General features: G+C 65.3%; 15 protein-coding genes and 1 pseudogene. 9 read left to right on the forward strand and 7 right to left on the reverse strand.

What is annotated here, in order from left to right; translation table 11 throughout:
- Positions 1-180: 180 nt before the first annotated feature.
- Together ACVWW6_RS10620 and ACVWW6_RS10625 are read right to left on the reverse strand one after the other, a co-directional pair.
- A complete protein-coding gene (locus ACVWW6_RS10620; RefSeq protein ID WP_011090701.1) occupies positions 181-642 on the reverse strand; it encodes a hypothetical protein in 462 nt (153 codons plus the stop codon).
- A gap of 85 nt (positions 643-727) precedes the next feature.
- Complete coding sequence (locus tag ACVWW6_RS10625) at positions 728-877, reverse strand: hypothetical protein (protein ID WP_162494168.1); 150 nt, start codon at positions 875-877, stop codon at positions 728-730.
- Positions 878-1,138: 261 nt separating this feature from the next.
- Here ACVWW6_RS10625 and ACVWW6_RS10630 point away from each other — a divergent pair, with 261 nt between their 5' ends.
- Positions 1,139-1,771: a DUF2865 domain-containing protein gene (locus tag ACVWW6_RS10630; protein ID WP_456683148.1), complete on the forward strand. Its 633-nt coding sequence runs from the start codon at positions 1,139-1,141 to the stop codon at positions 1,769-1,771.
- A gap of 213 nt (positions 1,772-1,984) precedes the next feature.
- Here the strand turns inward: ACVWW6_RS10630 and ACVWW6_RS10635 are convergent, their stop codons facing one another.
- From ACVWW6_RS10635 to ACVWW6_RS10645, 3 genes are all read right to left on the reverse strand, one after another.
- A complete protein-coding gene (locus ACVWW6_RS10635) occupies positions 1,985-2,698 on the reverse strand; it encodes a class I SAM-dependent methyltransferase (RefSeq protein ID WP_456680678.1) in 714 nt (237 codons plus the stop codon).
- Entirely contained in the window at positions 2,695-3,153 is a 459-nt protein-coding gene (locus ACVWW6_RS10640; RefSeq protein WP_456680679.1) for an Rrf2 family transcriptional regulator, read from the reverse strand. The genes ACVWW6_RS10635 and ACVWW6_RS10640 overlap by 4 nt, the downstream gene beginning before the upstream one ends.
- A gap of 399 nt (positions 3,154-3,552) precedes the next feature.
- Positions 3,553-5,574, reverse strand: coding sequence for a YgiQ family radical SAM protein (locus ACVWW6_RS10645; RefSeq protein ID WP_456680680.1), 2,022 nt, complete (start codon positions 5,572-5,574; stop codon positions 3,553-3,555).
- Positions 5,575-5,975: 401 nt separating this feature from the next.
- On the opposite strand from ACVWW6_RS10645, the gene ACVWW6_RS10650 reads away from it, so the two are divergent.
- A complete protein-coding gene (locus ACVWW6_RS10650) occupies positions 5,976-6,140 on the forward strand; it encodes a hypothetical protein (RefSeq protein ID WP_165448180.1) in 165 nt (54 codons plus the stop codon).
- 6 nt (positions 6,141-6,146) lie between these two features.
- On the opposite strand, the pseudogene ACVWW6_RS10655 reads toward ACVWW6_RS10650, so the two are convergent.
- Together ACVWW6_RS10655 and ACVWW6_RS10660 are read right to left on the reverse strand one after the other, a co-directional pair.
- Positions 6,147-6,828: pseudogene (locus ACVWW6_RS10655) on the reverse strand (GntR family transcriptional regulator).
- 26 nt (positions 6,829-6,854) lie between these two features.
- Entirely contained in the window at positions 6,855-8,267 is a 1,413-nt protein-coding gene (locus ACVWW6_RS10660) for an FAD-binding oxidoreductase (RefSeq protein ID WP_456680681.1), read from the reverse strand.
- 178 nt (positions 8,268-8,445) lie between these two features.
- On the opposite strand from ACVWW6_RS10660, the gene ACVWW6_RS10665 reads away from it, so the two are divergent.
- The 7 genes from ACVWW6_RS10665 (at position 8,446) to ACVWW6_RS10695 (ending at position 18,503) form a co-directional block, all read left to right on the forward strand.
- A complete protein-coding gene (locus tag ACVWW6_RS10665; protein ID WP_456680682.1) occupies positions 8,446-9,330 on the forward strand; it encodes a dihydrodipicolinate synthase family protein in 885 nt (294 codons plus the stop codon).
- Positions 9,331-9,543: 213 nt separating this feature from the next.
- Positions 9,544-11,865 (forward strand): TonB-dependent siderophore receptor, encoded by a 2,322-nt coding sequence (locus tag ACVWW6_RS10670; RefSeq protein WP_456680683.1) that lies wholly within the window; start codon positions 9,544-9,546, stop codon positions 11,863-11,865.
- 2 nt (positions 11,866-11,867) lie between these two features.
- A complete protein-coding gene (locus ACVWW6_RS10675; RefSeq protein WP_456680684.1) occupies positions 11,868-13,064 on the forward strand; it encodes a PepSY-associated TM helix domain-containing protein in 1,197 nt (398 codons plus the stop codon).
- Between the two features lie 75 nt (positions 13,065-13,139).
- Positions 13,140-14,372, forward strand: a complete 1,233-nt coding sequence (locus ACVWW6_RS10680) for a rhodanese-like domain-containing protein (protein WP_456680685.1) — start codon at positions 13,140-13,142, stop codon at positions 14,370-14,372.
- 297 nt (positions 14,373-14,669) lie between these two features.
- Positions 14,670-15,914 carry a phosphoglycerate dehydrogenase gene (serA, locus tag ACVWW6_RS10685; RefSeq protein WP_028175507.1) on the forward strand — a complete coding sequence of 415 codons (1,245 nt, stop codon included), beginning with the start codon at positions 14,670-14,672 and terminating at the stop codon, positions 15,912-15,914.
- 111 nt (positions 15,915-16,025) lie between these two features.
- On the forward strand, positions 16,026-17,045 hold the full coding sequence (locus ACVWW6_RS10690; protein WP_038966094.1) for a patatin-like phospholipase family protein: 1,020 nt from the start codon (positions 16,026-16,028) through the stop codon (positions 17,043-17,045).
- Between the two features lie 3 nt (positions 17,046-17,048).
- Positions 17,049-18,503, forward strand: a complete 1,455-nt coding sequence (locus ACVWW6_RS10695; protein WP_456680686.1) for a GntP family permease — start codon at positions 17,049-17,051, stop codon at positions 18,501-18,503.
- Positions 18,504-18,585 lie beyond the last annotated feature (82 nt).

The raw sequence follows: 18,585 nt of genomic DNA on the forward strand, positions 1-18,585 counted from the left end.
GGCAACATATGGATGATCGGAAGAGTTTGCGAGACGTCGATCGGAGGAAAGATGGCAATACGGGGTGTGCACCCGTAAGCCCCCTTTGGGGAAACTGATTAGGCGCGGTCTGGACTGCTGCCCGATAGCGGGCCACGAACTCGGATCGCTCAACTTCAATCGGCCACCCGAGAAGCGTCCTCAGATGTCGCAACCGGTCAAATTCAATGCCTTGCGCAAGCCACCAAACGCCTTGAGCCGACAGGGCTCCGCATTGCTTGCGGCCTTTGAGCGCTGGAAGTTGGCAGTTCGCTTGACAGCGGTTGCCTTCGGCTTGGGACGTTCAGCGGTCGCGATCTTTTTCGGATTGTGCCGATGACGGACGATCGGCTCCGGCTCGGACGAGCCAATATGGGCGTCTTCTGGCGGAGCAACGCGGTCTTCCACCGAAGCAGTCTGTGTCGGCATCGCGCTGCTCACAGCGGCAACGTCGAGGCGGTCAGCCTTCGCCAGGGCGTCGTGTGAAGCAGAAGTGCCCGCGTCCTGCTCGGCAAGCGGCTGCACGATCGCGGCCGCGCGACGCGGTGGCGCTCTCAGCTCCATTGCCGACAGCATTCCTACACTCAACAGGATGAGGAGGCCCAACAACGCCATTCTCAGCATAATGCGCCTCTGACCCAGATTCGTGCCGCTGAAAATTCTCCGCGCCAATGAGGCAACTTGTCGACGGCTGCCGACTCGCGACAAATCATTTGCCGACAGGGTTAACGTCGGTGATGCTCCCGCATGTGCCGGTAATGCCGCCGCTCACGTCGGCTTCCGCGAGCAGACCGTACTTGGTCACGCGAAAATGGTCTGTCAGTGGCCCCGAGCCGAGCGCCACATGAGCGATCGTCATGTCTGCGGTTTGAGGGAGGCCGGACACCGCCTGACAGATTGGACGACCGCTGCTTTTGACCCGAACCGGACTTCGGTCGGTTTCAACGCGGCGCGAACTCCGGGGGATCACGGCTCCCACGGCGTCCCATAACGGCCGAAATGTGGCGCTTGCCGTGCCCACTCGTCTATTTCTTTCCCCTTCTCCGCCCAGCTTAGAGCGCGTTTCGTATCCACGATTGCCGCAAGCGCTCTTTGTGCTGAAGAGAGTTCGTTGCGTCCGGTGGAGCAAGCGATGCGTACCGAATCGTGCTTTCAGCGCAAGCTGCGCCGCATGCTTGTTGCTGTCGCCATCGTTGGCCCCGTGGCGCTGACGCCCGAAATGAGTGCGGCCGAAGGCTTGCTTGATTTCTTTTTCGGTGGCGGCCAGAAGCAACAGCAGCAGACCTCGTCTTTTGATCCGCAATCACCACCGCCGCGGCCGGTCGTCGTAAGCGCGGGACCTGCCTTCTGCGTGCGCAGTTGCGACGGCAAATATTTTCCGCTGATGCGCGGCGCGGCCTCGCCGGCGCAGATGTGTAAGGCCTTCTGTCCGGCAAGCCCGACCAAAGTTTTCTTCGGCTCCAGCATTGACAGAGCCTATGCCGCAACCGGCGAACGCTACGCCGATAGCGAAAACGCCTTTGCCTATCGGAAGGCGCTGCGCGCCGATTGCACTTGCAACGGCCAAAGCCCCGCCGGTCTTGCATCAGTCGATCTCGCGATGGACGGCTCGTTACGCTCGGGCGACGCGGTCGCCACCGCTGACGGGCTCGTCGCTTATTCCGGCATACGGGTCGGTAACGACCAGAACCCGGATTTCACGCCGCTTCCGGCGGCGACCAGCACGCGGAAGCCGGTGCCCGCGCGCGACTAGCGCGTAGATGCGGATTGATGTTGCAATCAATGTCCGATGATCACCTCTTGCAGAGCTTCTTCCGTTGTTGGCCCTTTGCCGACTCGCAGGAGCGTACTGGCCATGTCTGGTTTTGAAGGCAGAACGGACACCGCCTCATTTGCGGGCTAAGGGATCATGTCTGCACGTCCCGGCTTTGCATGAATGCGCGCCGTGTCGACGAAGCGTGACGTCTCAGGCGTATGCCACCCAGCCGCGGAAGGTGAATCCGGCGTAGAACAGGGTCGGCTCGGAGAAGCCAGCGTTCCGCAGAATTGCCTCATCCTGCGCGGGCGTGAGGATCTCCAGATGGTTGGTGACGGCGTCGCGCGCGGCAGCCGCCTTGTCCGGCTCGACGCCGGATGCGGCCAGGAACGCCGAATATCGCGATAGCCACAGCGGCCGCTCATCGTCGCGATCAGGGATGCTGAAATGAGCGATCACGAAGGGCGCGCCCGGCTTGAGGCGGCGGCGGATTTCGGAGGCAATGCGACGCCGTTCCGCGGCATCGACGAAGTGCAGGGTCAACAGGCACGTGGCGCCGTCGAACGGCCCCTCCGGGGTAGCGTCGACATAGCCCCGGTGGAGATGCGCGCGCGAAGCGAGCGGGCCCAACGTTTGCCGCGCGAGATCGAGCATCGCCGCCGAGGGGTCCACACCGTCGAAGGTCCAGCGCGGCTGCGCCTGCGCAAAGGCTCTCAACTCCAGGCCGCCACCAGCGCCGAGGGCGAGGATTCGCGCGTCTTCACGCGCGCGCTCGGCCAGCAGGATCGCCGCCATGGACAGCATGGAATTGTAGCCGGGAACGAACCGCGGCGGCCCTTCCGTGTATTTCGCCACCGCTTCCGGATCGGAGAACATGGCTTGAATGTCGGTCATGAGGTTGCCTTGCTGAATGGAGCCGATCACGCGTGATGTGCGCTGATGTCGCGGACCTTGCGGGACCCGAGCCGCTTGCGCAGATCATCGCCCAGCATCGCCAGCGTCACTGCACCGAGGCGCGACAGCAGCAGCGCCTCGGCATCTTGAAAGGCCTGATCGAGGGCGGCATTGACGGCCTGCTCGACGAGACAGCCCGGCGCCTCCGTCCGGTTGCCCATGGCCAGAAGCGAGGGACTGCCGAGCGCGGTGTAGACGTCGCGCAGCGTCACCTTTGAAAGATTGCAAGCGAGCGTCCAGCCGCCGCCATGCCCCTTCTCGGAGCGGACGTAGCCGAGGTCCCGCAGGCCCGCCATGATGCGCCGGATCACCACCGGGTTGGTGTCCATCGCCTTCGCCAGGGTCTCGGACGTGAAGGGGCCAGGCTGCTGCGCCATGTGGAGAAGGACATGGAGCACGCCGGATAGACGGCTGTCTCGTTTCATGTAACTTCATATGTTACATGATGGCGCCGAGGTCAAGGGGTCTCGGTGTGTGCGGTACGGAGCGAGCGCTCATCGCCCGGCGTGTAGATTGGATTCCAATCGATGGACTGGTTCGACTATCGTTTGGAGCATGATCCTCACAGCGCGTCGAACAGGCGCGAAAAAGCTCGCGCGCGGGACGCTGTGTGAAGCTTGACGATATCGATACGGAGTGGCGCCGGAGGCTTGCTCATCCCAGGCGCCCGACGATGCCATCCTGCTCCTGTCTTGCCCGACGGGTCAACGTCGGCGCAAAGAGCGTAAGCCATCGATCCCGCTCATGCAGGCTACTGTGCATGGGGTTGTTTTCAAATTTTCTATTTTGAAGGCAGGCCGGACTGGACCTCATCCGGCTCTTGCCTACTTCATCACCCGCAGACCCTTGGTCGTGAACCGCTGTGTCTTGCCGCCGGGACGCACGGGCCGCCGTGTGCCGGCGGCCTTGCCGGTGCCGGGCGGCTGGTGCGCGGGGACGAGCTGGTCGGGGCGGGAGCCGATCAGGTCGGCGCGGCCCATCGCTTTCAGCGCCTCGCGCAGCACGGGCCAGTTGTCGGGGTCGTGGTAGCGCAGGAACGCCTTGTGCAGGCGGCGCTGCCGCAGGCCCTTGATCGCCTCGACCTTGTCGCTGCCGCCGTGACGCACGCCGCGCAGCGGATTGACGCCGGTGTGATACATCGCGGTCGCGGTCGCCATCGGTGAGGGCAGGAAGGTCTGCACCTGGTCGGCGCGATAGCGGTTCTTCTTGAGCCAGAGCGCGAGGTTCATCATGTCCTCGTCGGTCGTGCCCGGATGCGCCGCGATGAAATACGGGATCAGGTAATATTTCTTGCCGGCCCGCTCGGCCGCGGCATCGAACATCCGCTTGAACTGGTTGTAGGCGCCGATGCCCGGCTTCATCATCTTGTCGAGTGGGCCGCGCTCGGTGTGCTCCGGCGCGATCTTCAGATAACCGCCGACGTGATGGGTGACGAGCTCCTTGATGTATTCCGGGCTCTCCACCGCGAGGTCGTAGCGCACGCCGGAGGCGACCATCACCTTCTTGATGCCCTTGGTCTCGCGCACCTTGCGATAGAGCTGGATCAAATCGTCATGCGACGTGTTGAGGTTCGGGCAGATCTCCGGGAAGACGCAGGACGGTCGCCGGCACGCCGCCTCGACCTTCGGGTCCTTGCACGCCATCCGGTACATGTTGGCGGTGGGGCCGCCGATGTCGGAGATCACGCCGGTGAAGCCCGGCGTCTTGTCACGGATCTTCTCGATCTCGCGCAGGATGGAGCCTTCGGAGCGATTCTGGATGATGCGCCCCTCATGCTCGGTGATCGAGCAGAAGGTGCAGCCACCGAAACAGCCGCGCATGATCGTCACGGAGAACTTGATCATGTCCCACGCCGGGATCTTGGCATCGCCGTAGGACGGATGCGGGGCGCGCGCGTAAGGAAGGTCGTAGACCGCGTCCATCTCGTCGCTGGTCAGCGGGATCGGCGGCGGGTTGAGCCAGAGATCGCGGTCGCCATGACGCTGCACCAGCGGCCGCGCATTGCCGGGATTGCTCTCCCGGTGCAACACGCGTGACGCGCGGGCATAGGCTTCCTTGTCCTGCTCGACCTGCTCCAGCGCCGGCAGCCGGATCACGGTCGGGCCTTTCGTCCGCGATGCGCCCTCGTCGGCGGAGTCGAGATCGTCGGCGTGCAGTTCGCTGTAATCCTCGGGCACGCGGCGGAACAGCGCGACGCCCCTGATGTCGTCGAGCTCGCGCGGCGCTTCGCCCGCGGCAAGACGGTTCGCCACTTCGACGACCGCGCGCTCGGCATTGCCGTAGAGCAGCAGATCTGCCTTGGCGTCGGCCAGCACCGAGCGGCGCACCTTGTCGGACCAGTAGTCGTAATGGGCGATCCGGCGCAGCGAGGCCTCGATGCCGCCGAGCACGACCGGCACGTCCTTGAACGCCTCGCGGCAGCGCTGGGCATAGACGATGGTGCAGCGGTCCGGCCGCTTGCCGCCTTCGCCGCCCGCCGTGTAGGCGTCGTCATGGCGCAGGCGGCGGTCCGCGGTGTAGCGGTTCACCATGGAGTCCATGTTGCCGCCGGTCACGCCGAAAAAGACTTTTGGCTTGCCTAACGCCCTAAACGGCTCGGCCGAATGCCAGTCCGGCTGCGCGATGATGCCGACCCGGAAGCCTTGCGCCTCCAGCAGCCGGCCGATGATCGCCATGCCGAAACTCGGATGGTCGACATAGGCATCGCCCGTCACCAGCACGATGTCGCAGGCATCCCAGCCGAGCGCGTCCATCTCGGCGCGGCTCATCGGGAGAAACGGCGCCGGCTTGCGCGGGCGGGCCTGGGCCATCAGAGGCTTTTCGGCGGCGATGATCTGGGTGTCCATGGCGCATACGCATAGGACTCCGGAGGCGCGAATACAACCGATCGCTGGGCTGTCTTCGACGATTCCGGTTCCCGCGTGGCGCGCAATTCGGCAACGCCAGTCGCGCGGGCAGCGTCAGCGGACTGTGATGGAGCAATCGCAGATCCGATGCCGGCCGCGGTGAGAACCCGGACGACGGATCGCTCATATGATGGGCAAGGAAGCTTCTGACGGCGGTCAGCTTGCGCCGACAGTTCCGTCGGCCCCGCGTTGCGGTTCATTTGCAGGAACCAACCGCCCCCGCGAACATTCTGATGAAGGCACCGGCGCGAGCTCCGCTCGCGCGCGCCGCGACGATCCCGGCGCCAGTGCCCGCAACCGGATTTTTGCCTTGATGCTCGCTTCGGGGCGATGGGGGACTTGTGAGTACGGTCATAGAGAACTTGCTGGCGCGGAAGCAGAAGCTCGTAGAGGAGCTCGAGACGGCGCAAACCATCGAGGACCGCGACAGGATCGAGCATCAGCTCGAGCAGATCAACACCGCGCTGGATTTCCTGGACAGGCCTGGTCCGAAGGACGGGCGGTAGAACCGCTCAATCCACTTTCAGCGCCTCCACCTTCAGGGCCTTGGCGTAGACCACGCCCGAATTGGTGATGTGCGTGGTCATCAGCGCCTCGAAAGCCGCAAACGCGCCGCGCGCGAACAGGTCCAGCAGCTTGCGGTGCTCGTCGAAGGACGTGCGGGGTGCGCACGTCGATCGGCGAGGTCAGATTGGTGCGCAGCGCCGCGACGCGGCCCGAGACGAGCTGGTAGGATTCGACGAGGTAGCGGTTGCCGCAATGGGTGAACAGCGCCTCGTGGAACGCGGCATCGGCGCGGCCATAGGCGATGTTGTCGCGGGCCGCGACCGCCGGCTCCATGGCCGCGATCGCCTCGCTCATCGTCGCGACCGCACCGTCGCGATCGTGGCGGAAGGCGAGTTCTGCGGCCTTGGGCTCCAGCGCGATCCTGAAAGTGCAGAGCGCGGCGATGTCGTCCGCGCTCGGGGTGAAGACAAAACTGCCGACCTGCGGGCGGATCACCACGAGCCCCTGCGCTTGCAACTGGCCCATCGCCTCGCGCACCGGCGTCCGGCTGACGCCGAAGGAATTCGCCACCATCTCCTCGGAGATCGCAGCGCCGAGCGCGAACTCGCCGTCGATGATCGCCTGCCGCAGCCGCTGCATCACCCGCTGCGACAGCGATTTTGGCGTATCGAGCTTCAATGATCTCATCGGCGCTCCCATCACTGTGCAGCCGGTCAGATCACCTTGCCGGGATTGAGCAGATGATCGGGATCGAGCGCGGCCTTCAGCGTCCGCATCAGCGCGATCTCCGCCTCGCTCCTGGCATGGCCCAGCCACTTCTTCTTCAGCGTGCCGATGCCGTGCTCGGCGGAGACGCTGCCGCCCATCTCGCGCACGAGACCATAGATGATGGCGTCCATCTCTTCCTTCGGCTGCTGCTCGACGGAAAGCCCGGTGACCCAGGACACGAGGTGCAGATTGCCGTCGCCGATATGGCCGTAATAGACGCTCTCGCAGCCCTTGATGCCGTCGGCGAGTGCGGCCTTGCAGCGCGTGACGAACTCGTCCATCCGCTTAACCGCAAGGCCGATGTCGTAGGAGATGTGCGGGCCCAGCACCTGGCCGAACTCGGCGCAGATGTCGCGCACCCGCCAGAAGGCTTGCGTCTGCGCCAGCGATTGCGCGACGGCGGCATCGGCCAAGAGCCCGCGCTCCATCAATTCCTCGAGCCAGCTCTGGAAGCGCGGCGCATCCAGGCTTTCGTCGGTGCCCTGCGCTTCCACCAGCACGTAGAGGCCGTGACCCGCGGCGACCGGCGGCTTCACGCCGGCGCGCGTCGTGATCACGTCCCAATAATCCGGCCACATCACCTCGAACGCCGACAGCAACGGGCCAAGTCCCGAACGCGCGGCGTCCAGCAGTGCGATCACCGCCGCATAATCCTTCAGCGCGCAGAGCGCCGCCATGGTCGAGCGCGGCTTCGGGAACAGTTTCAGCACCACGCGGGTGATGATGCCGAGCGTGCCTTCCGAGCCGATGAACAGATGCTTCAGGTCGTAGCCCGCATTGTTCTTCATCAGCTTGTTGAGATTGGTGATGATGGTGCCATCAGGCAGCACCACCTCCAGGCCGAGCACCAGCTCGCGCGTCATGCCGTAGCGGATCACGCGGTTGCCGCCGGCATTGGTGGAGAGGTTGCCGCCGATCGCGCACGAGCCGCGCGAGCCGAGGTCGAGCGGAAAGAAGAAGCCGGCCTCGTCCGCGGCCTTCTGGATCGTCTCCAGCGGCGTGCCCGCCTTCACCGTCATCGTCATCGACGCGCGATCGATCTCCTCGATGCCGGTCATGCGCTCCAGCGAAATCGCGACCCAGCCCGCTTCAGGCGAGGCACCGCGGCACAGCCCGGTCAATCCGCCCTGCGGCACGAAGGGCAGACGTGCCTGCCGGCAGGCCAGAATCGCATCGGCAACGCCTTGGGCATCGAGCGGACGGATCACCGCCCGCGGCGTTTGCGGCAGGCTCGCGCTCCAGTCGTTGCAATTGCGCGCAGGCACATCGGTGCCGGTCAGCACGGCGGCCGCGCCGAGCTTGTCGCGCAAGGCCGCGAGCAATTGGTCGGGACGCTCCACAGGGGTCACCATGTCCATGCAAGACCTCCTCAAAATCTGGCCGCGTCTGTCGCGCGCCTGCTGCGCGACGGGGATTTGCGTCTGTCTTGTATGTAAGGTACAAGGTGAAAAGTAAAGCAAAAACAAGTCTCCGCTGAGCCCGGAAGATCGTTAGGGATCAGAGGCTTAGTCCGAGACCGCAGCAAAGGGTGGTGTGATGACGGAGGCGATTCGCGGGTTCTGGGTGGCGTCGGCGACGCCGCTGGCGACCGACGGTGGCGTGGATCACGCCCGGCTCGCCGCCCACGCCAAGCAGCTCTTCAGCAAAGGCGTCGACGGTGTCGTGCTGTTCGGCACCACCGGCGAGGGTACCTCCTTCAACGTCGCCGAACGCGTGGCGACCATCGAAGCCATGCTCAAGGCCGGCGTCGCGCCGGCGCGCATCGGAATCGGCGGCGGCTTCCCCGCCGTCAGCGACAGTATCGCGCTGACGCGTGCCGTGCTCGGCCTCGGCCTGCGCCACGTGCTGCTGTTGCCGCCTTACTTCGACCGCAGCGTCACGCCCGAGGGTATCGAGGATGCCTTCGCTGCGATCATCGATGGCGTTGCCGACGATCGCCTGCGTGCCTCGCTCTATCACATCCCGCAGATCTCCGGCGTTGCGATTCCGACCACGGTCGCCGCAAGCTTGCGCAAGCGCTACGGCAAGCTGGTTGCAGGCCTGAAAGACTCTAGCGGCGACTTCAAGCAGTTCCAGGCGTTCCGCGCAGCTAGCCCGGAGCTCGCCATCACCGTCGGCAATGAAGCCGACATCGCCCGCGCCATCGCCGCCGGCGGCGCCGGCACCATCTGCGGCATGGCGAATGTTGCGCCGGAGCTGGTCAAGGCGATGATCGACGGCAAGGATGTCGAAGCACGCATGCAGGCCGCGATCGACGTCGTGGTGAAGACGCCATCCTTCCTCGCAACGCTGAAGGCGATCCTTGCGGCGCAGACGGGCGATGCAGCGTGGCTGCGCGTGCGCCCGCCGCTCCGGGCCTTGTCGGACGGCACTGCGTCCAAGCGGAAGCTCGACGAACTGATGGCTCCTGCCGTCGTGTGAAATCCCGCAACGTTGCGACAAGCCGCCGCGGATTTCGCGCGCAGCGTGTCGCGATCGGCGCGAGAGCAATCCTTGATTGCTGTTCCGCGTCCATCCGCGCTTAGAACCATTCAACACTAGAGGGATTCAAGCCCGCCTACGGTTCTCTTCATTCGCAACGGCTGTTAGACGCGCCAGCTTCAATGCTGTGTCTGACTTGGAAGTGAATCGAGAGTGCGTGCTCATCTGGGTGGCCGCGTCAGCGGTCATCGAATTCGTGCCGGCAAGAGCCGTGCAGGTCTTCTCATCGGAGCAGCCGTGCTGCTCGCCGAATATCCCTCCAACACGACGAGCGCGCAGGCGCAATCGGCCCTGCCGCCGGTGACGGTGGAGGCGCCGGCACAGCGGCCGAAGCCGGCGCGTGCATCGGAGGAGACTTCACGCCGCACCCAGACCGCCGCGCGCCAACGCAATCGCAATGCCGCGCCGGCAGCGCCGACAATATCCGAGCGCGCGGCCGCGGAGGCCGCCGCGCAGCAAGCCGCCAAGCTCGGCTACCGTGCGATGCCGAGTGCGACCACGCTGCGCAGCGGCGCCTCGCCGCTCGATACCTCGCAGGCCGTCAACATCGTTCCCGAGCAGGTGTTGAAGGACCAGCTCCCGCGCAACATCGACGACGCGCTGATCAATATCAGCGGCATCACCCAGACTAACACGCTCGCCGGCAGCCAGGACGCGGTGATCCGCCGCGGCTTCGGCGATAATCGCGACGGCTCGATCATGCGCAACGGCATGCCGCTGGTGCAGGGCCGCAGCCTGAACGCCGCGGTCGAAAGCGTCGAGGTGCTGAAAGGACCGGCTTCGCTGCTCTACGGCATCATGGATCCCGGCGGCATCGTCAACACCATCAGCAAGCGTCCGGAGCTCTACCAGCACGGCTCGGTGACGCTGCTCGGCTCGGCCTTCAGTGCCTCCAAGACCGGCGCCGACGGCCTGCTCGACGTCACCGGTCCGATCGGCGACCAGGGCCTTGCCTATCGCTTCATTGGCTACGGCGTCAGCGAGGATTACTGGCGCAATTTCGGCCGTCACCGCGAGATGCTGGTCGCGCCGTCGCTGGCCTGGTACGGTCAGGACACCACGGTCCAGCTCAACTACGAGCATCGCGAATTCATCTATCCGTTCGATCGCGGCACCGCATTCAATCCGGTGACGAAAGCGCCGCTGGCAGTTCCAGCCGACCGCCGGCTCGACGAGCCCTTCAACAACACATGGGGCACCTCCGACCTGATGCAGGCGTCGGTCGAGCACCGCTTCAACCAGGATTGGAAGCTCTACGCAGGCTATAGCTACAACACCGAAACCTTCAGCGCCAACCAGCTCCGCATCACCGGCATCAACTTCGCGACGGGTGCCGAGACGCGCAGCAATGACGGCACAGGGAGCTCGCTCAGCAATGTCAGCTACGGAACGTCCTACATCTCCGGTGGCTTCTGGCTCGGCAACATGCGCAATGACGTGGTGTTCGGCGGCGACGGCCAGTATCGCACTATCTACCGCGACGTTCTGATCCGGCAGGCAACTCCCGCCTTCAATGTCTACAATCCCGTCTACGGGCTGATCGGGCCGGGGACGACGGCCTCGAACAGCGACAGCGCCCAGACTGACAAGCTCGGCCAATGGTCGTTATTCTTCCAGGACACGCTGCATCTGACCGAACGGTTCGCACTGGTCGGCGGCGTGCGCTACATGGACTACGACCAGATCGCCGGCCGCGGAAAGCCGTTCGTCACCAACACCAACGTGTCCCAGGACAAGGTGCTTCCGCTCGGCGGCGCCATTTTCAAGCTGACCGACCAGGTCTCGCTTTATGCGAGCTATACCGAGTCACTGAAGCCGAACTCGACCATTGCCCCGATCGGCGTCACGATCGACTCCAACGTCGCGCCAGAAGAAGGCGTGTCATACGAGACTGGCGTGAAGTTCGATCTGAACAAGCGCATCTCCGGTACACTTGCGCTCTACGATCTCGACAAGAAGAACGTGCAGACGACGAAGACGAACAGCGCGGGCGTGGTGGAGCTCCACACCGTCGGCCGTGCCCACTCGCGCGGCATCGAGTTGGACGTCACCGGCAGGCTCACCGACAGCTGGGCCTTGATCGGCAGCTATGGCTACACCGATGCGCGGGTGACGGCGTCCGAAGATCCGACGCTCTACGGCAAGAAGCTGCAGAACGTCGCGCTGAACACGGCCTCGCTCTATCTGGTCTATGATTTTGGCACAGCCTTGCCGGGTCAGCTCCGGCTCGGTGGCGGCGCGCGCTATGTCGGCGACCGTCCCGGCGATTCGACCAACACCTTCTTCCTGCCGTCCTATGTCGTCGCGGACATTTTCGCGACTTACGAGACCAAGTACGAGCAGTTCCCGGTCGTCTATCAGTTCAACGTCAAGAACCTGTTCGACACCGTCTACTATCCTTCCGCCGTCAACAATCTGAACGTCGCCATCGGCGATGCTCGCCGTGTCTCTCTGTCCGCGACGTTGAAGTTCTAGCGATGGCAGCGCGGTTGGGGCACAACATTAAGGCCGTCCTGCGCCAGGTCCACTCCATTGCGGGCCTGGCTCTCGCGCTGCTGCTGTCCCTGATCGCGCTGACCGGCGCGATCATGAGTTTTGAGGACGAGATCGTCGACCATCTGAACGCCGGCATCATGCAGGTCTTGCCGCGGTCCACGCCGGCGCTGATGCCGGACGAACTGGTCGCGCGGCTGAAGGCGGCCCAGGATTTCGGCAAGGTCTCGGCCGTCACTCTGTCGAGCGATCCGGCCGCGGCGGTGCATGTCCGCTTCGGCCGCGATGAGCAGGGTGGGCGGCCGGCTTCGCTCTATGTCGATCCCTATGACGCGCGCGTGCTGGGCTCGCCGCGGGGCGAGGAATTTTTCGCGACGGTGCGCAGGCTGCATCGCTGGCTGCTCATCCCCGGCGATGCCAAGGGCTGGGGGCGCCAGGTCACCGGCGTGGCCGCGCTCGGCCTGATCGTCATGCTGGTTTCGGGTCTCGTGCTGCGCTGGCCGCGCCGTGCCGGCAGCGTGAAGATGTGGCTGAAGCCCAATCTCGGACTCAGCGGACGCGGTCTGCACCGAACGCTGCATGCGGTGATCGGCACCTGGGTTCTTCCGATCTATCTGGTGATGACGCTCACCGGGCTCTGGTACTCGTTCGATTGGTACAAGGACGGCGTCGCCTGGCTGCTGTCGCGCCCGCATGTGGCAGCCGCGAAGATGCAGCCCAAGATGCCTGCAAAGGCGCCGCGCGTGGCGGCCGTTTCCGAGCCGGCCCGGCCGATCGGATTCGACCAGGCATGGACTACGTTCCAGCGCGAGGAGGGCGACCGCTTCTCCAGGGCCCTGCTGACGCTGCCCGCCGGCCCCGGCACGGCGATACGGATCCGGTCGTGGGGCAAGGATTCGACGCTCGAGGCCACGCGCGACGAATTCCGCGTTGAGGCCGCTACCGGTCAATTGGTCGCCGCGGATCGCTACGCCGACAAGACCTTCGGCGAGAAGATCATCGCGGCCGTGTACGACATCCATCGTGGTGCGATCCTGGGGTGGCCGGGCAAGCTCGCGTTCATGATTGCCGCGGCCTTGATGCCGCTGTTCGCGATCACCGGTCTCCTGCTCTACCTGTCGCGCCGCAGGTTGCGGCGTCCTGCACAGCCGCCGCTCGGGCGCCTCGTTCCCGGCGAGTGAGCTGCGCCGGAAAGACTAGCCAACTCGCCTGCGATCGTTCAAAAGCCCATGGCCTGTCCTCTCAAGGTTCACGCCATGAAGCTTTCGACCGTCACTCCCGCCGATATCCGCCGCGCGCTGCTGCTGCGCGAGGAGATCGCGCTGCTCGATCTCAGATACGAGGCCGCCTTCGCCACCGGCCATCCGCTGTTCGCGGCCAACATGGCCGCGGACCGGATCGCGATTGAGGCCGAGGTGAGACTGCCGCGCAAGGACGTTGCGGTTGTGCTCTATGATGACGGTGAGGGTTTGGTCGCGGCGGGCGCAGAGCGCCTTGCGGCGCTCGGCTACAGCAATGTCCGTGCGCTCGATGGCGGGCTGAGGGCCTGGCGCGATGCGGGCTATCAGGTGTTCGAGGACGTCAATTCCTATTCGAAAGCGTTCGGCGAGCTGGTCGAGGCGCGACGTCACACGCCGTCGTTCAGTGCCGACGAAGTGGCAAAACTGATCGCGGACAAGGCCAACATCGCGATCCTCGACGTCCGCCGCTTCGACGAATATGCGACCATGAACATTCCGGGCTCGGTCAGCGTGCCCGGCGCGGAACTTGTGCTGCGGGCAGGCCAGGCCGCGCCCGATCCCGACACCACCATCATCGTCAATTGTGCCGGCCGCACCCGTTCGATCATCGGCACCCAGTCGCTGATCAATGCGGGCGTGCCCAACAAGGTGCGGGCGTTGCGCAACGGCACCATCGGCTGGACGCTGGCGCGGCATGCGCTCAACCACGGCGCCGACCGGCGCGGCGCGATCGGGCCGTTCGAGGGCGGCCCGGCCAATGCCCGCGACGTCGCCTATCGCGCCGGCGTCCGCCACATCGGCGCAGGCGAGGCGGCGACGCTCGCGGCGCAGACCGATCGCACGCTCTACCGCTTCGACGTGCGCGATGCGGAGGAATACGCGGCCGGCCACCTTCCGGGCTTCCGCCATTATCCCGGCGGCCAGCTTGTCCAGGAGACCGACATGGCCGCACCGGTGCGTGGCGCACGCATCCTCCTGACCGACGACAAGGGCGTCCGCGCTGACATGACGGCATCCTGGCTCGCGCAGATGGGCTGGGAGGTGTACGTGCTCGAAGGCGGCTATGACGGCGCGCTGGAGGTCGGCCCGTCGCTCGTGCTGCCGAAGCCGGATCCGGCGCACCGCTATCGCCGTCCCTATGAGGGGACCGATGTCGCGGAAGGTGCGATGCAGGCCTATCTCGACTGGGAGTATGGCCTCGTCGAACAACTCCGCCGCGATGGAACGCACGGGTTTTATGTGATTTGAGGCGCAGCGGCCGCAAGTGCTTCTCGACGCGAGTGATCCTCTCTCACCGTCACCCTGAGGTGGCCGCTTCTTAGCGGCCCTTGAAGGGCGACGGCCGGGCTGCATCCGGGCCGTTCATCCTTCGAGGCTCGCCCTGCGGTGCATCCGCACCACAGGCCTCGCACCTCAGGATGATGGGGCTGGTAGCGAAATTGCCTCTCCCGCTCCCGCCATCTTCTCCCCGTATCCAACCCCTATTGTGCTGTGCACCGTCCGCGGTTTATGAGCTGCGGCAAAGCCGCGATTTTAGGAGATTCTATGCCAGCCCCAGGCCAAAGCCCTGAGCGGAGCGCGAAGGCGCTGCTGCTCGAAGGCGTCAATGACAGTGCCGTGGACCTGTTCCGGAGCGCGGGCTTTGCCAATGTCGAGCGGCTGACCAAGGCGCTGGACGGCGAGGCGCTGCGCCAGGCGCTCAAGGGCGTGTCGTTGCTCGGCATCCGCTCGCGCACCCAGATTACCGACGACGTGCTGGCGGCCGCCGATCAGCTCCTTGCGGTCGGCTGCTTCAGCGTCGGCACCAACCAGGTCGATCTGCTGGCGGCGCGCAAGCGCGGTATTCCCGTCTTCAACGCCCCGTTCTCCAACACGCGCAGCGTCGCCGAACTCGTGATCGGCGAGATCGTGATGCTGCTGCGGCAGATTTTCCCGCGCTCGGTCTCGGCCCATGACGGCGGCTGGGACAAGTCCGCGACCGGCAGCCGCGAGGTCCGCGGCCGCACCCTCGGCATCATCGGCTACGGCAATATCGGCTCGCAGCTCTCGACCCTGGCCGAGGCCATGGGCATGCGGGTGATCTATTACGACCGCACCGACAAGCTCCGCCACGGCAACACCGAGCCGGTCGAGAAGCTCGAGGAGCTGCTGGCGCAGAGCGACGTCGTCAGCCTGCACGTGCCGGAGACGCCGGAGACATCAGGCATGATCGGCGAGAAGGAGCTGCGGGCGATGAAGCCGGGCTCCTTCCTGATCAACAACAGCCGCGGCACCGTGGTCGATCTCGATGCGCTGGCGCGCGCCTTGCGCGACGGTCACATCGCCGGTGCCGCCATCGACGTGTTTCCGGTCGAGCCGTCGTCGAATTCCGATCGTTTCAAGAGCCCGGTGCAGGGCCTCGGCAACGTCATCCTTACCCCGCATATCGGCGGCTCGACCGAGGAGGCGCAGGAGCGCATCGGCGGCGAGGTCGCGCGCAAGCTGGTCGACTATTTCATCACCGGCTCGACCATGGGTGCGGTGAACTTCCCGGAGGTGCAGTTGCATCTGCGTCCCTCCGGCGCGCGCTTCAGCCATGTCCATCGCAACGTGCCGGGCATGCTGCGGCGGCTCAACGAGGTCTTCCTCCAGCGCGACATCAACATCGCGGCGCAATATCTGGAGACCGCCGGCGACCTCGGCTACGTCGTGCTCGATGCCGATCTCGGCGGCCAGGATTCGGGCGAATTGCTCCAGCAGATCCGCGCTCTCGACGGCACGGTCGGCGCAAGGCTGGTATTCGAGCACTAAACGGCCCCACGTTCCGGTTGCATCTTTTGGCAACTGCTCTCACACTGCGCTCGAATTCGACGTGGTCAAGAATCGCGTCGAATTTGAGCTTCAGTTGCGTGAGTGTCCGCCATGGAACGGGACGCCGTACTGATTGATCTCGCGCTTCAGGGCGGCGGTTCGCACGGCGCCTTCGCTTGGGGCGTGCTCGACCGCCTGCTGGAAGAGAGATGGCTCACGATCGCCGCGATCTCCGGAACCTCCGCAGGCGCGATGAATGCGGCGGTGCTGGCGGATGGCTGGACGGCCGGCGGCGCCGAGGGCGCGCGCGAGGCGCTCGAACAATACTGGCGCCGCGTCTCCAGGGCCGCTGCCTTCAGTCCGCTGCAACGCTCGCCGCTCGACCGGCTGATGGGACGCTGGACCCTCGATACGTCGCCCTTCTACATCCTCACCGATCTGATGTCGCGCGTGCTGTCGCCCTACGACCTCAATCCAACCGGCTACAATCCGCTGCGCGCGGTGCTGGCCGAGAGCATCGATTTCGAACGCCTCGTGCGTTCGCCGATCCAGCTGTTCATCACCGCGACGCGGGTGCGCACCGGACGCGGCCGCATCTTCCGCAACGCGGAGATCACGGCGGATGTGCTGCTGGCATCGGCCTGCCTGCCGACCATGTTCCGTGCCATCGAGATCGACGGCGAGCCGTATTGGGACGGCGGCTTCGCCGGCAATCCGACAATCACGCCGCTGGTTCGCGAGAGCGACGCGCACGACACCATCCTCGTCCAGATCAATCCGACCGAGCGGCCGGAGGAACCGCGGACAGCGGCGGAAATCCTCAACAGGCTGAACGAAATCTCGTTCAACTCGCCGCTGATGAAGGAACTGCGGATGATCGCGCTGCTGCGCCAGGCGGCCGACCCCGGCAGCGGCGAAGGCGCGCGCTGGGCGAAGATGCGGACGCACCGGATCAAGAGCGACATGCTGACGAAGTTCGGCGCGTCGTCGAAACTCAACGCGGAATGGGAATTCGTCTCGATGCTGCGCGCCGAAGGGCGCATGGCCGCGGACGCGTTTCTCGCCGAGCATGGGGCCGACATCGGCCGGCAATCGACCGCCGATCTCGACGTCCTCCTGACGGAGTGCTGAGACATGGGTCTCCTCGGCCTCCTCGTCGGGCTCGGCCTGCTTGTCCTGTTTGCCTTTCGCGGCTGGAGCGTGCTTCTGCTCGCGCCGTTCGCGGCACTCGTTGCTGCCCTGTTCGGCGGCGAACCGTTGCTTGCGAACCTGACGCAAGTCTTCATGGTGAATGCTGCGGGATTTCTGGCGCAGTTCTTCCCGATCTTTCTGCTTGGTGCCGTCTTCGGCAAGTTGATGGATGACAGCGGCGCGGTGACGTCGGTCGCCGGCTTCATGGCGGAGCGCCTTGGCGAGCGGCGCGTGATCCTGGCGGTCGTTCTCGCCGGCGCGCTGGTCACCTATGGCGGCGTCAGCCTGTTCGTCGCGTTCTTCGTCATCGTTCCCATGGCCCGTTCGCTGTTTCGCGCGGCTTCGATCCCGCGCCGCCTGATCCCGGCCGCGATCGTGCTGGGAACGTCGACCTTCACGATGTCGGCCCTGCCAGGCACGCCGTCGATCCAGAATGCGATCCCGATGCCGTTCTTCGGGACGACGCCGTTCGCCGCACCGGGCCTCGGCATCACCGCCTCCCTCATCATGCTTGGCGCGGGGTTGTGGTGGCTGCATCGCGCCGAGGCAGCAGCCCGCCGCGCCGGAGAAGGCTATGGCGACGATGCCGACGGCTTGATCGAGCAGGCCGCCGCCGACGAACTCGTGCGCGAGCGCGCAACGACCGCGCGCGAGTTCGATCCGGCTGAACTACAACACGGTCATCGCAGCGACCGGCCTTCGCCTGTGCTGAACGCCATCGCGCCGCTGGTCGTCGTCGTCACCGTGAATCTGGTGATGTCGCTGGTGGTGCTGCCGCGGCTCGATGTCAGCTATCTCGCCGAGCAGCGTTTTGGCGAAACGTCGCTCGCGGCCGTCGCGGGCGTGTGGTCGGTCGCGGTGGCGCTGGCGACGGCCATCGTCACCACCATCGCACTCAACTGGGCCCGCCTGCCGGCGCTTCGCCGGACCATGGACGCCGGGGCCAATGCGTCGGTGCTGCCTGCGTTCAGCGTCGCCAGCCTCGTCGGATTCGGTGCGGTCGTCGCCTCGCTGCCGGCGTTCACGATCGTGCGCGACTGGGTGTTGGCGATCGAGGGCGGACCGCTGGTCTCGCTCGCCGTCGCGACCAACATCCTGGCCGCGCTGACCGGGTCGGCATCGGGCGGGCTGACCATCGCGCTCGAAGCGCTCGGCCCGACCTATGTCGAACTCGCCGCACGCACCGGGATCGAGCTCTCGCTGATGCATCGAGTCGCGGTGATCGGCTCGGGGACGCTGGACATCCTGCCGCACAATGGCGCGGTGGTCAGCCTGCTCGCGATCTGCGGCCTGACGCACCGTGACAGCTATTTCGACATCGTCATGGTCGGCATCGTGACGTCGCTGCTGGCGCTGGTCGCCGTGATCGCGCTGGGCAGCGCGTTCGGATCGTTCTGATCAAAATGCGAACGTGAGCGATTGACGGAACGTTGAAGGTTGCATTCAATGCGGCCAACTGGCCAAATCCAACAAACAGCGA

Source organism: Bradyrhizobium sp. USDA 3311 (assembly GCF_054062495.1).

Excerpts from the sequence above, each read along its gene's own strand:
- ACVWW6_RS10620 (WP_011090701.1), bottom strand. The coding sequence starts at position 642 with ATGCTGAGAATGGCGTTGTTGGGCCTCCTCATCCTGTTGAGTGTAGGA.
- ACVWW6_RS10625 (WP_162494168.1), bottom strand. The coding sequence starts at position 877 with ATGACGATCGCTCATGTGGCGCTCGGCTCGGGGCCACTGACAGACCAT.
- ACVWW6_RS10640 (WP_456680679.1), bottom strand. The coding sequence starts at position 3,153 with ATGAAACGAGACAGCCGTCTATCCGGCGTGCTCCATGTCCTTCTCCAC.
- ACVWW6_RS10645 (WP_456680680.1), bottom strand. The coding sequence starts at position 5,574 with ATGGACACCCAGATCATCGCCGCCGAAAAGCCTCTGATGGCCCAGGCC.
- ACVWW6_RS10660 (WP_456680681.1), bottom strand. The coding sequence starts at position 8,267 with ATGGACATGGTGACCCCTGTGGAGCGTCCCGACCAATTGCTCGCGGCC.
- ACVWW6_RS10665 (WP_456680682.1), top strand. The coding sequence starts at position 8,446 with ATGACGGAGGCGATTCGCGGGTTCTGGGTGGCGTCGGCGACGCCGCTG.
- ACVWW6_RS10675 (WP_456680684.1), top strand. The coding sequence starts at position 11,868 with ATGGCAGCGCGGTTGGGGCACAACATTAAGGCCGTCCTGCGCCAGGTC.
- ACVWW6_RS10680 (WP_456680685.1), top strand. The coding sequence starts at position 13,140 with ATGAAGCTTTCGACCGTCACTCCCGCCGATATCCGCCGCGCGCTGCTG.
- serA (WP_028175507.1), top strand. The coding sequence starts at position 14,670 with ATGCCAGCCCCAGGCCAAAGCCCTGAGCGGAGCGCGAAGGCGCTGCTG.
- ACVWW6_RS10690 (WP_038966094.1), top strand. The coding sequence starts at position 16,026 with ATGGAACGGGACGCCGTACTGATTGATCTCGCGCTTCAGGGCGGCGGT.
- ACVWW6_RS10695 (WP_456680686.1), top strand. The coding sequence starts at position 17,049 with ATGGGTCTCCTCGGCCTCCTCGTCGGGCTCGGCCTGCTTGTCCTGTTT.